The following is a 12,191-nucleotide window of genomic DNA, read 5'->3' on the forward strand; positions in this document are numbered from 1 at the left end:
AGGCGCGGCCTGCCGGGGGAATTTGCAATTCCGGTATCACGTATGGCGGGCGGCTTCAGCCCTGCGTCCGTTGCCAGGCGGCGACGAAGGCCGCGGCCCGCTGCCCGACCTCGGCGGCGCTCAGGCCCGGCTGGTACAGCGCCGAGCCCAGGCCGAAACCGCTGGCGCCGGCGTCGAGGTAGGGCTGCAGGCTGTCCGGGGCGATGCCGCCGACCGGCAGCAGGGCGATATCGCGGGCGAACACCGCACGCCAGGCCTTGACCACCGCCGGACCGAATTGCTCGGCGGGGAACAGCTTGAGCGCGTCGGCGCCGGCCTCCAGCGCGGCGAAGCCCTCGGTCGGGGTGGCCACGCCGGGGGCGCAGAACAGCCCGGCGGCCTTGGCCGCGCGGATCAGCCGCGCGTCGCTGTGCGGCATCACGATCAGCCGGCCGCCGGCGGCGGCGACCGCCTCGATCTGCCCGGCTTCGAGCACGGTGCCGGCGCCGACCAGACAGCGCTGACCCAGCTCGGCGGCCAGAAGGCGGATGCTTTCCAGCGGCCGCGGCGAGTTCAGGGGGACCTCGATCAGGCGAAAGCCCGCGTCGTACAGGACCCGGCCGACCGGCAGGATCTCCTCGGCGGTGATGCCGCGCAGAATGGCTACCAGCGGCAGCTGGCGCATGCAGTCGTCAAACATGGTTGGCACTCCGGGTGGGGATGTCAGGGGTGGCGGCGAGCAGGCCGGCGGCCTCGGCGATGCGCCAGAGCCCGGCGCTGGCGGCCTCTTCGACGATGCGCACGCGGTCTACGCCGAAATGCCCGAGAGCTTCTCGATAGCGCTCGCACAGCGCCCCGTCGCCGATCAGCACCAGCGGCGGGCAGGCGCCGCCGAGGCCATCGAGGGCACAGCGCAGTTCCTCGCCGATCAGCAGGCCGGACAGGTAGTCGAGGCTCTCGCCGGCATCCAGGCGCCCGGTCAGCACCAGGCTGCGGGTGCTGAACAGGCGACCGGCGACGGCGCCCTCGCGGGCCAGTTCGAGCCCGCGGACGAAGGCCTGCGGCGACGGTCGATGGCCCTGCGCGCGGGCCGGCCGGCCGAGGATCGAGTGGTCGCGCAGCACGGCGAACAACTCGCCGGTCATATAGGTGGAGAAATGCCGGATAGCGTTGTCTTCGACGGCCGTCCATTTCGAGTGGCTGCCCGGCAGCACCAGCAGGGCGTCGGCGGCCAGCTCCGGGAACAGTCGCAGGGCGCCGAACACCTGGGTTTCCTCGCCGCGCAACACGTTCGGCAGCGCGCCGGCGTCCAGCACGCCGGGTACCAGGTGGAGGCAGCCGCCATCGCCGCTGTCGATCCGCCGCAGGCCGCCGACCAGCCGCGCGGCGTCGGCCGGGCACGCCACATAGGGCACCTCCTGCCAACCTTGGGCGCTGCCGATCATGCCGGCGGCCAGCGCCGGCAGGCCGGGCCAGCGAATGCGCCAGTCGCCGCTGACGACGGCGAAGGCGCGGGCGAAGTCGCCGTCGGGCACATGCTGGATGCCCCAGGGCCGGGCGCGGCTGTCCAGCACGCGGCCGCCCTCGCCCAGCAGGTAGGCGCGCAGCGAGGAAGTGCCCCAGTCGAGGCCGATCAGACGCGGAATCTCGGAGTCGCTCATGGTTGGTTCCAACCCAGTTCGTGGGAGATGGCCCGGGCGCAGGCGATCGCTTCGGGACGCAGATCGCGCAGGCGTGCCTCCGGCATGAAGGGAATGGCGCCGGTCACGCTAAGCGCGGCGACGATGGCGCCGCCGGCATCGCGGATCGGCGCAGCCACGCAGCGCACGCCCAATTCGTTTTCCTCGAGGTCGAAGCTGCTACCGGCGGCGGCGTACTCGCGCATCTGCACGCGATACGCGTCCCAGGGCGTGAACTGCTCGCGCAGCCCCGGCTGGCCGGCGCGGCGCGCCAGGCCTTCCTCGTACAGCGCATGCCACGCGGCCTCGTCCAGGTCGAGCATCAGCGCCTTGCCGACCCCGGTGAGGGCCAGCGGCATGCGCAAGCCGACCCGCGAGCGCATTTCCAGGCCTCGGGTGCCGGGCAACTTCTCGATGTAGAGCACGTCGCCGCCCTCGCGCACGCCGAGGTGGATGGTGTCCTGAGTCAGCTGCGACAGACGCTCCAGATGGGGCTGGGCGAGCTTGACCAGGGGCAGTTGCTCGCGGGCCTTGAAGCCCAGTTCGATCAGCCGCGCGCCGAGCAGGTAGCCGTTCGGGGTGCTGCGCAGATAGCCGGCCTGCACCAGCGCCGCGGCCAGGCGGTGCGTGGTGCTGCGCGTACAGCCGATCCGCGCGCCGATCGCCGGCAGACTGGCGTCGCCCTGGGCCACCGCGTCGATTACCGCCAGGCCGCGGAACAGCGCCTGCGCGCCGGGGGGAATGTTGTTGTCGTGTTCGGGCATGGAAAGCCTCCTGTGAGAAAACACTAAACCGGATTTTCGGATGTTTCAATATATGAAATATTATCCCATATATTGGGAAAAATAAAAGAAATGCTAGCCAATAAGCCAGGGCATTGGGTCAAACCAAACAAGATATCCTAATATATGGGATTTAATTCCATATATTGAAACGAAATGACGCCTGGCTTAAGGTTTCATCCAACCGAGGCTTTCCCGCTCGGACATAACAACGCTCGCTCAGGCATCCAATCGCTGTTCCACAGATTGGTCGCAATCAAGCAGGGAAAGTGGTGGCATCAACTTGAATTTTTACAAAACAACTATTTCCCCAGAGGAATGAGAGCCATGCAGCGCAGAACCAAGATCGTCGCCACCCTCGGCCCAGCCACCGAAACCCCCGAAGCCATCGAAGGCCTGGTCAAGGCCGGGGTCGATGTGGTGCGCCTGAACTTCTCCCACGGCAAGGCCGAGGAACACCAGGCCCGCGCCACCCTGGTCCGCGAGATGGCCGCCAAACACGGGCGCTTCGTCGCCATCCTCGCCGACCTGCAGGGGCCCAAGATCCGCATCTCGCGCTTCGCCGACGGCAAGGTGCTGCTGGAGAAGGGCCAGACCTTCGTCCTCGACGCCGCCCTCGACAAGAACGCCGGCGACGCGACCCGCGTCGGCATCGACTACGAGGCGCTGATCACCGACAGCCGCCCCGGCGACATCCTGCTGCTCGACGACGGCCGCGTGGTGCTCGAGACCCGCGAGGTCAAGGCCAGCGAACTGGTCTGCGCGGTGCGGGTCGGCGGCCCGCTGTCCAACAACAAGGGCATCAACCGCCAGGGCGGCGGCCTGTCCGCCTCGGCGCTGACCGACAAGGACTGCGCGGACATCCAGACCGCCGCCGCCATGCAGGTCGACTACCTGGCGGTGTCCTTCCCGCGCGATGCCGCCGACATGCAGCACGCCCGCCGCTTGATGCAGGAGGCCGGCGGCAACGCCGGGCTGGTGGCGAAGATCGAGCGCGCCGAGGCGGTGGCCGACGACCAGGTGCTCGATGGCATCATCCTCGCCTCCGAGGCGGTGATGGTGGCGCGCGGCGACCTGGGCGTGGAGATCGGCGACGCCGAACTGGTCGGCGTGCAGAAGCGCATCATCGAGCGGGCGCGGGTGCTCAACCGCGCGGTGATCACCGCCACGCAGATGATGGAGACCATGATCACCCAGTCGCTGCCGACCCGCGCCGAGGTGTTCGACGTGGCCAACGCGGTGCTCGACGGCACCGACGCGGTGATGCTCTCGGCCGAGACCGCCGCCGGCGCCTACCCGGTTGAGACCGTGGAGGCCATGGGGCGGATCATCCTCGGCGCCGAGCAGCACCCGCTGGCGCACCGCTCGAAGCACCGCATGGACCAGGTGTTCCACCGCATCGACGAGACCATCGCGCTGTCGGCGATGTACGCGGCCAACCATCTGGAAGGGGTCAAGGCGATCGTCTGCCTGACCGAGAGCGGCGACACCCCGCGGCTGATGTCGCGAATCCGCTCGCACCTGCCGATCTACGCCTTCTCCCGGCATCCGCGCACGCAGAGCCGGGTGGCGCTGTTCCGCGGGGTGCACCCGATCCCCTTCGAGGCCGATCGGATCGCCGAGGCCGAGCTGAACGCCCGGGCGGTCAAGGAGCTGCTGCAGCGCCGCCTGGTGGCCGAGGGCGACCGGGTGCTGATCACCAAGGGCGCCGGCCATGCCCAGGGCGGCACCGACACCCTGCGCATCGTGCGCGTGGGCGACGTCATCCAGTGAGGGAGGGACATTCGATGCAACGCAACACGCCCAGCCAGGAGGCTGGTGGCCACCCTGGCCGGGCAGATCAAGACCGGCTCGCTGGTCGGCAATTACAACCAGCTGCTGCGCATCGAGGAAGCGCTGCAGGGCAAAGCGCCCTATAGCACGGAGTCGCTCCTGAAGCGCCACTGCTACAGCCGCTGAGCCCCGTAGGTCGACCGAGTGCGTCCGGCAGCCATCCGGGCCCCGTCCTGACTCATGTTTCCCCAGCCTGGAGACAGACGGAGAAACAACGTTCGGATAGCGGGTCAGGCTCTACCTTGAAATAAGTCTGAGGAATACCCCCTCAGGGCTTCGAATAAATATAAGAAGGTTCACTGACATGCTGTATTGCCCATCCTTGTCGTCTGAATTCTCTCGCTTCTCCTCTCTTGTCCATGCCCTGGCTATCTGCGCCCGCCCGAGCGACGCCGTGCGGACGCGTTCCTCCATGCCGACACGCTGCCCCTTGCCTACGTCTGGCTTCTGAACGCCTGTGAAAACGCGAGGGCGAGGGTAAAAGCCCTTCATCTCCCACGACCGGAAGCCCTGCGCGCCGGAACCTGTGCGTGCCATGACGGCCGCAAAGACAGCGCTATCTAAACGCGTACGAATTCCTGGCGGTAATCGGCGATAGCCCTGGGTACAGATCTTTACCAGCCAGAAACAATAAGAATCGGAGCAGTTATGAAAAGAATTACTGTGAAAAAGGTACTTTTCCCATTGTGCGCCTTTTTTGTATTGCCCTTGACGGCCCAGGCGGTCAATTTCAGCGGCTATTACCGCCTCGGGATCGGCGGCAATACCAAGGGCGGTACGCAATCCTGCTTCCAGTTGCCCGGCGCGCCCACCAAATACCGGCTCGGCAACGAGTGCGAGCAGTGGAGCGAACTGGCCTGGGACCAGGATATCGCCTTGGCCGATGGGTCGACGCTCTCCGGCATGGTCATGGGCGGCTTCTACAACCCCATCGGGCATATGCCGAAGTTCCACGACTCGAACGAACATGGCGGCGGCCGCTCGCGGATCCAGCAGATGTTCGTCGAATGGAAGAATGCCACTGTGCTCAATGGCGGCAACTTCTGGGTCGGGCGCCGCTATTACAAGCGGAACGATATCCACATGACCGACCTCTACTATTGGAACCAGAGCGCCACCGGTTTCGGTTTCGACGAGGTGCCGATCGGCGACCTGCGCTACAGCTACGTCTTCTCGCGCAAGGACAACAAGAACCAAGACCCTTACGTTACCCGTCACGATTTTAACGTTAACGGCTTCAAGACTAATCCGGGCGGTGAGGTGCAGCTGGGAGTCAGTTATCTGCAGGAGCCAGGCGGTAGCGACAAACACAGCGGCTGGTCGGTGGCCGTGCAGCACAAGCAGGCGGGCTTTCTCGGCGGCAAGTACAACACCTTCGCCCTGCAATATGGCGAGGGACCGGGCACGGGCCTGGGCTACACCGGAGATTCCAACCTGGACAAGGAGAACAAGAGCTGGCGTCTGGTCGAGTACTTCGACTGGCAGACCACGGAGCGCTTCGGCGGCCAGTTCCAACTGGTCTACCAGAAGGACGTCCGACCCGACGGCGACAACTCGCGCTGGCTGTCGTTCGGCGTGCGGCCGGTGTACGCCTTCACCGAGACGTTCAAGGTCAGCGCCGAGATCGGCCACGACCAGATCAAGGCGACTGACGGTACCCGCAAGCTGACCAAGTTCAGCATCGCGCCGACCTGGTCGCCGGGCGGCCCAGGCTTCTGGGCGCGGCCGGAACTGCGCGTCTACTACACCTACGCCACCTGGAACGAGGCGGCGCAGCGCGCGGCCACCGAAATGAACCCCGACTCCGCGCTGTCCGAGACCGGTGCCTTCGGTACCGACCGCCACGGCGGCAACTTCGGCGTGCAGGTGGAGTACTGGTGGAAATAGGGTCATTGGCAGCGAGCTTTCTTACTGTGGCATAAAATCGAACATTCATTCGTTCGCTATCTTTCCGTCCGCGGCACGGACAGCAATCCAGACAGCTCGCCGGCCGTCTGGGCGATCAGCCAGCGCAAGGTCGTGATCGATGTCGCAGGGGCCGCCGGACGGCCCTGCGGAACGTACTCTTCGGATAAGGCGGATTGCGGACGGAATGCGACTTTTTGGGTGGCGGATGACGCAGGCGCTCGGCCACGAGAAGACCATAGGCGGCAATGCACAGGAAAGCGTGATGGTGAAAGCCACGCCAGCCTCGTCCGTTCATCATGGGCCGTGCCGAATTCCTGCTTCAGTTCCCGCTGATCGCGCTTGATGCGCCAGCGCATCCTGGTCACACCAACAAGCCACCCGAAAGACGTGTCCGTAGGCAGGTCGACAGGACGTATTTTCCGCTTCCGGCTGCCCTTCGGGTCACTCGACGAACAACCATTCTCCATCGCTTCTCCCATGAATCCAGACGCCCGTGAGAAAGGCAGTATTCTTCTCGATTTTATGTGGCCCAGTACGATCAAACCTGTGTCCGCGCATGCAGGGCAAGATCGCTGCCGACGGGGCGCCCGGCTCAGAGACGGCCCCGGCTGTTCACATACATGCCGCTGAGGCGGAACTCGCTGGGGGACAGGGAGAAGGCGTGGCGGAACAGCTTCGAAAAGTAGTTCGGATCGTGGATGCCCACCGACAGTGCAATCGCCTTGACCGACAGGTCGGTCGCTTCGAGTAGGTGGGCCGCGCGCTTCATGCGTTCATTCAGGACATATTGCGCCGGGGACATGCCCACCGTGCGGGCGAACAGCCGGGAAAAATGGGAGCGGCTCAGGCCAGCTAACTGGGCCAGGCTCGCCACATCCAGTTCGTCGTCCTCCGCCTGCGGGGATAGAGTGTCGGGCTCGCAACGCAGGCAGGCATGGATGTGATTCTGGATGGAGGCGATCACCCCCGTTCGCGCCGCATCCAAGGCGACATCCTGCACAAGCAGGTCGTCGTGCAACGCCATGAGCGACTCGTAGGCCAGGGCCGACGCCCGGCCGGCGGTCAGTTCCGGCGAACGGATCAGGGCAGCGACGTTTTCGGCCAGGCATTCGATGGTCTTGTCGCTCAGGCGCAACACCGGACCGCGCTCGTCCAGCAAGGCCCGCTGCAGGCGGAGGGCTTCCTTGCCGTACATGGCGATCCAGAAGAATTCCCAGGAACCCCCTGTCTCCAGCCAGTAACAATGGTCGTGCGGGACCAGCACCAGCATGGTGTCGCCGGCGCGCAGTCGATGGTGACGCCCCTCGAAGCGCAGGTCGCCCTCCCCCGCGAGGGTGTGCTGCACGATGGCGAAAGGCGTGTTGCCACGTCGACGACCATCCCAGCGGTAGGTGCAGTCCTGTACCCGGTCATAGCCGGCATTGGTCGGCATGGTGTGCAACTGATGCCTGCCGCGTGGCAGGGATATGACCTTCATGGCCGGCCCCCTCGCCCGCATATCGCAGAGCACAGAATTACCCGTCATGGCATGAATCTCTTTTTATTCGACTTGTCGAGATGCGCCTCTATAGGATCTGTTGACGTAACTCCAGAACCCTTCGTTTCCGTTGATAACGTTCGCGAGAAGCAACACTGGCGTGGCCACGGAAAGCTTGCCGGTACCAGGGAACGCCCAGGATGAACCAATTCCAGCAAAGGGTATCTGCTGCCTCCGGCAACCGGAGCGAATCCCGGAACGCAGGGTGCGCAACCGATCAGAGCGGCTGTCGGCTGCGCATCGTCATGTTCCGACCCGAGACCGAAGCCTTATACGGCCTGCAACTCCACGACCAGGGCGGACAATGGCGGCATGAAAGGCGGGAAAACTCCGACATCCATCAATGTCGCTCCGCTGACCGGGACTTTTCCGGAAAATACCGCTTTTTGCGCCTCGGACGGCCGGTACCCTGGCAGGTTTTGCGGCTCAGGGAGTGTGATGCGATAGGTTTTCGCGGGGTCGAGACCGCTCAGCCTGATGGGCGAAGGCCTGCGGGCGGAAACCCAGTCGCGCTGGGCTACCAGGAAGACCCCCGACCGTGCATCGTCGGAGACGACCCCGCGCACGACCCGTGCCGGGTCCGCCGTGCAGAACTGTGCCAGCCCGTGATGGAGCAGGCCGCGCAGCCGCTTGTGGAGCGCGATCCACGCCTTGAGCCGCGTGGACTCCTCGGCGGACAGGTGCGTCGGATCCAGTTCCACCCCCAGATGCCCGAAAATCGCCACGCACGCCCGGAAATCCAGCGTCGTCGTCCGACCGGTTATCCCATTCGGAACCTCCGAGATATGGCAGCCCGTCACCTCCGGCGGCAGGAAATGCCATGCCGCGCCCTGGATCGCGAGACGCTCCAGCGCATCGGTGTCGTCCGAAGTCCAGACGCGTTGCGTATGTGCCAGCGCGCCCCAGTCAGCCCGGCCGCCGCCGGATGCGCAGCTTTCGATCTCCAGGCCGGGATGCGCCTTGTGCAGCCGCTCCCACAGCGCATAGAGCGCCAGGACCTGGCGGCGGTAGGCCGCGCGACCTTGCGCATCGGATGCCTCGACCAGATCGCGATTGAAATCCCACTTGATGTAATCGATCCGCACGCTGGCGACCTGCTCGGAGATCACTTCGAACAGGTAATTCGAGACCTCGGGCCGCGAAATATCCAGCACCAACTGGTTGCGGGACGTCCACAAAGGGTAGCCGCGCGTCTGCAGCACCCAGTCCGGATGCGCGCGATACAGGTCGCTGTCCGGATTGACCATCTCCGGCTCGTACCAGAGCCCGAACTCCATGCCGTGCCCGTGAATCCTGTCGGACAGGGGACGCAGACCATTCGGAAAAACCGAAGCGGCGGAGAACCAGTCGCCAAGCCCGGCATCGCAATCGCGTCGTGCCCCGAACCAGCCGTCATCCAGTACGAACCGTTCGATGCCGAGTGCGGCCGCCGCGTCCACCTGGCGCATCAGTTGATCCTCATGCAGGTCGAACCCGCTCCCCTCCCAGGAGTTCAAAAGGACCGGGCGCGGTTTCATCTTGCCGCCCGGCCAGTGCAGAAGGTGGCGACGCGCATGGGCCTGGAAGGCTCGGGCACACCCGGAAAACCCGGCGGACGAATAGGTGGCATAGGCAACCGGTGTAACCAGCTCGGCGCCAGGCGCGAGATCGCCCTCACCCGAATAGAGATATTCGCCGCATGACAAACGGATGCGTCCGTCCTCCATCCGCTCCACGCAAAGACGATGACCGCCGCTCCAGCCAAGCTGTGCGGCCCAGGCTTCGCCCTCGTTCTCCGAGGTGCTGGCCGGCGAGAGCAGCATGCCGGGGAAGTGATCGTGCGCACGGTTGCGGCGGCTCTCCACCACGATCCCGCCACGGGTCAGGTTCATCGGCTCGATGCCGAATTCATTCCCCCATTCGCCGGACAGCACATGCGCGGTATCGACCGACTCGGGCAACAGATAGGTCCCCGAGACAAGCCGCTCGACCCGCAGGCTCTGCGTGCCGGTATTGGTCAGCCGCGCCTGGCTGGTCAGCACGTCATCGGGTCCGAGTTCCAGACTCAGCACTATCGCAAGCCCGGATACGGTGTCCTTCCCCCGTACCACGAGCCGCCGGCCCTCCTGTGCGACCTGCTCGGTCTCGAAATTCGCAGTCCAGCCGCTTCCATCGGGACGCGCCGCGATCAGGCCGGGCATATCGAAATTCCAGCAGCCGATCGTATCGAGCAGCGTGATCAGCGGGCGCCACTGGTCCGGCCCGTTATTGGGGCTGTCCGGGGCACGCACGGCGAAGATCTCGGCTTCCGAGATTTCCTGCGGCAGGCGCCGCCCCCAATACGCGATTTCCGGCAACCCCGCCCGGCGACGGATCAGCAATAAGGTAGCGTTCGTACCATCCAGCCGGATCAATGTTTCAGGATGGCCGCCCCCTTGGCCGGCCGTTTCGATTTCCGGAATGCATGGAGAAGTGATAGGTGCTTGGGTCATAGGCTGTCCTGTCATTTTTGTCGATTGTTCGGCCGAAGAATTGCCCACCCGCGAGAAGGGCTGGAAGCGATCCGGTGGATACTGTCCGGGCCTTCCCGAGTGGCGTGGATTCTGGCTTCTCCAAACATCCCAAAGCTCCATGAACAGGGCCTGGCGAGAAGTCATGATCAGTTCGTGGGGGCACCGGCACGCTGTCCTGTCGCCGCTCGGCACAGCGGCGGAGGCCCCGCCGGGACCAGAGCACCGCGACGATGGCGCCGCCGGCGTCGTACCCGCCGTGGAAAGACACTAAACCGGATTCCCAACCGTTTCAATATATGAAACAAAATCCCATATATCGGGATATTCAGGGTTTCCTGTCCGAACAATGCAGAGCACAGAATTACCCGTCATGGCATGAATCTCTTCTATTCGGGGGGTGAACCGACTCCTACCATGGAATTCCAGCGGTTCTTGCCAAGACGTTCTTGCCCCGAACCGATAGTGCTCATTACAAGTAAAACAAGAGGAGAAGCAGATGACGCTCAAAGCCACCAAGATCGCCCTGATCGGCGCCGGCTCGACGGTATTCATGAAGAACCTGCTGGGCGACCTGCTGCAGGTCGAGCTGCTGCGCAACGCCCACATCGCACTGATGGACATAGACCCGCACCGCCTGGAAACCTCGCAACTGGTGGCCGGCAAGATCGCCGAGGCGCTCGGCGCCTCGCCCACCTTCGAGGCCACCACCGACCGGCGGCGCGCCCTGGACGGCGCCGACTACGTGATCACCATGATCCAGGTGGCCGGCTACAAGCCCGGCACCGTCACCGACTTCGAGGTGCCGAAGCGCCACGGCCTGCGCCAGACCATCGGCGATACCCTGGGCATCGGCGGCATCATGCGCGGCCTGCGTACCGCGCCGGTGCTGGTGGACATCGCCAGGGACATGCGCGAACTCTGCCCGAATGCGCTGATGCTGCAATACGTCAATCCGATGGCTATCAATTGCCTGGCGCTGAATCGTTTCACTCCGGAAGTTCGCACCGTCGGACTCTGCCATTCCGTGCAGGGCACCGCCAAGGAACTGGCCGAGGACATCGGCGTACCCATCGAGGAAATCCGCTACCGCTGCGCGGGCATCAACCACATGGCCTTCTACCTGTCCTTCGAGCGCCTGCTGCCGGACGGTCGCACCGAGGACCTCTACCCGCGCATCCGCTCGGTGCTCGAGACCGGCAAGGTGCCCGACTGGAACCGGGTCCGCTACGAAGTGTTCAGGCACTTCGGCCATTTCGTCACCGAATCCTCCGAGCACTTCGCCGAATACGTGCCCTGGTTCATCAAGCGCCATCGCCCCGACCTGATCGAGCAGTTCAATATCCCGCTCGACGAATACATCCGCCGCTGCGAGGTGCAGATCGGCGACTGGGCCCAGCAGGAAAAAGCCCTGCTGGCCGGCGAAGGCCTCAAGGTCTGCCGCAGCCACGAATACGCCTCGCAGATCATCGAAGCCGAACTGACCGGAAGGCCCACCCTGATCAACGGCAACGTCATGAATACCGGGCTGATCGCCAACCTGCCGGAAAGCGCCTGCGTCGAGGTGCCCTGCGTGGTCGACCACAACGGCATCCAGCCGACCCGCATCGGCGACCTGCCAGTCGGCCTCGCCGCCCTGATGCAGACCAACATCAACGTGCAGACCCTGACCGTGGAGGCCCTGGCCAGCGGCCGCCGCGAGCACGTCAAGCAGGCGGCGATGCTCGACCCGCACACCGCCGCCGAACTCAGCCTCGACGAGATAGACCGCCTGGTCGACGAACTGATCCGGGCCCACGAAGGCTGGCTGCCGCACTTGAGCTAACCGACTGCCCGGAGAGGAGATTCACGACGGGGCGGTGAATGATGTCCGACCGGAAAACCGAACGGCCGAGAGATTCACCTACCCCCCTCCGATCCGCATTCCTGACAGAACGAAACCTTATCTCGAGGATTGGTTTTTCAACGAGACAAAAGCGGACCT

8 protein-coding genes and 2 pseudogenes are annotated in these 12,191 nt (G+C 64.7%); 4 read left to right on the forward strand and 6 right to left on the reverse strand.

What is annotated here, in order from left to right; translation table 11 throughout:
- Positions 1-55 precede the first annotated feature (55 nt).
- Genes AVCA_RS23440 through AVCA_RS23450 form a run of 3 tightly spaced genes read right to left on the reverse strand, consistent with a single transcriptional unit; the run spans position 56 to position 2,422 of the window.
- Complete coding sequence (locus AVCA_RS23440) at positions 56-679, reverse strand: 2-dehydro-3-deoxy-6-phosphogalactonate aldolase (RefSeq protein WP_012703565.1); 624 nt, start codon at positions 677-679, stop codon at positions 56-58.
- Positions 672-1,640, reverse strand: coding sequence for a 2-dehydro-3-deoxygalactonokinase (locus AVCA_RS23445; protein WP_012703566.1), 969 nt, complete (start codon positions 1,638-1,640; stop codon positions 672-674). The genes AVCA_RS23440 and AVCA_RS23445 overlap by 8 nt, the downstream gene beginning before the upstream one ends.
- Positions 1,637-2,422, reverse strand: a complete 786-nt coding sequence (locus AVCA_RS23450) for an IclR family transcriptional regulator (RefSeq protein ID WP_012703567.1) — start codon at positions 2,420-2,422, stop codon at positions 1,637-1,639. Before AVCA_RS23450 ends, AVCA_RS23445 begins: the two co-directional genes overlap by 4 nt.
- 345 nt (positions 2,423-2,767) lie before the next feature.
- Here AVCA_RS23450 and pyk point away from each other — a divergent pair, with 345 nt between their 5' ends.
- The 3 genes and pseudogenes from pyk (at position 2,768) to AVCA_RS23460 (ending at position 6,160) form a co-directional block, all read left to right on the forward strand.
- On the forward strand, positions 2,768-4,213 hold the full coding sequence (pyk, locus tag AVCA_RS23455) for a pyruvate kinase (protein WP_012703568.1): 1,446 nt from the start codon (positions 2,768-2,770) through the stop codon (positions 4,211-4,213).
- A gap of 45 nt (positions 4,214-4,258) precedes the next feature.
- Positions 4,259-4,399: pseudogene (gene eno / locus AVCA_RS26270) on the forward strand (phosphopyruvate hydratase); the annotation flags it as partial.
- A 522-nt stretch (positions 4,400-4,921) separates the two neighbouring features.
- On the forward strand, positions 4,922-6,160 hold the full coding sequence (locus AVCA_RS23460) for a maltoporin (protein ID WP_012703570.1): 1,239 nt from the start codon (positions 4,922-4,924) through the stop codon (positions 6,158-6,160).
- 220 nt (positions 6,161-6,380) lie between these two features.
- On the opposite strand, the pseudogene AVCA_RS27320 reads toward AVCA_RS23460, so the two are convergent.
- The 3 genes and pseudogenes from AVCA_RS27320 to AVCA_RS23470 all read right to left on the reverse strand — a co-directional run.
- Positions 6,381-6,582: pseudogene (locus AVCA_RS27320) on the reverse strand (IS701 family transposase); the annotation flags it as partial.
- 191 nt (positions 6,583-6,773) lie between these two features.
- On the reverse strand, positions 6,774-7,658 hold the full coding sequence (locus AVCA_RS23465) for a helix-turn-helix transcriptional regulator (RefSeq protein WP_236616314.1): 885 nt from the start codon (positions 7,656-7,658) through the stop codon (positions 6,774-6,776).
- 329 nt (positions 7,659-7,987) lie between these two features.
- The gene (locus AVCA_RS23470; RefSeq protein ID WP_012703572.1) at positions 7,988-10,189 is read right to left on the reverse strand and encodes an alpha-galactosidase; all 2,202 of its coding nucleotides are present in this window, start codon (positions 10,187-10,189) and stop codon (positions 7,988-7,990) included.
- A 517-nt stretch (positions 10,190-10,706) separates the two neighbouring features.
- On the opposite strand from AVCA_RS23470, the gene melA reads away from it, so the two are divergent.
- Positions 10,707-12,032: an alpha-glucosidase/alpha-galactosidase gene (melA, locus tag AVCA_RS23475; RefSeq protein WP_012703573.1), complete on the forward strand. Its 1,326-nt coding sequence runs from the start codon at positions 10,707-10,709 to the stop codon at positions 12,030-12,032.
- Positions 12,033-12,191 lie beyond the last annotated feature (159 nt).

The organism is Azotobacter vinelandii CA, assembly GCF_000380335.1.
GTDB lineage: Bacteria > Pseudomonadota > Gammaproteobacteria > Pseudomonadales > Pseudomonadaceae > Azotobacter > Azotobacter vinelandii.

Bases quoted from the DNA above. Each gene is read 5' to 3' on its own strand.
- AVCA_RS23440 (WP_012703565.1), bottom strand. From the start codon at position 679: ATGTTTGACGACTGCATGCGCCAGCTGCCGCTGGTAGCCATTCTGCGC.
- AVCA_RS23445 (WP_012703566.1), bottom strand. From the start codon at position 1,640: ATGAGCGACTCCGAGATTCCGCGTCTGATCGGCCTCGACTGGGGCACT.
- AVCA_RS23450 (WP_012703567.1), bottom strand. From the start codon at position 2,422: ATGCCCGAACACGACAACAACATTCCCCCCGGCGCGCAGGCGCTGTTC.
- pyk (WP_012703568.1), top strand. From the start codon at position 2,768: ATGCAGCGCAGAACCAAGATCGTCGCCACCCTCGGCCCAGCCACCGAA.
- AVCA_RS23460 (WP_012703570.1), top strand. From the start codon at position 4,922: ATGAAAAGAATTACTGTGAAAAAGGTACTTTTCCCATTGTGCGCCTTT.
- AVCA_RS23465 (WP_236616314.1), bottom strand. From the start codon at position 7,658: ATGAAGGTCATATCCCTGCCACGCGGCAGGCATCAGTTGCACACCATG.
- AVCA_RS23470 (WP_012703572.1), bottom strand. From the start codon at position 10,189: ATGACCCAAGCACCTATCACTTCTCCATGCATTCCGGAAATCGAAACG.
- melA (WP_012703573.1), top strand. From the start codon at position 10,707: ATGACGCTCAAAGCCACCAAGATCGCCCTGATCGGCGCCGGCTCGACG.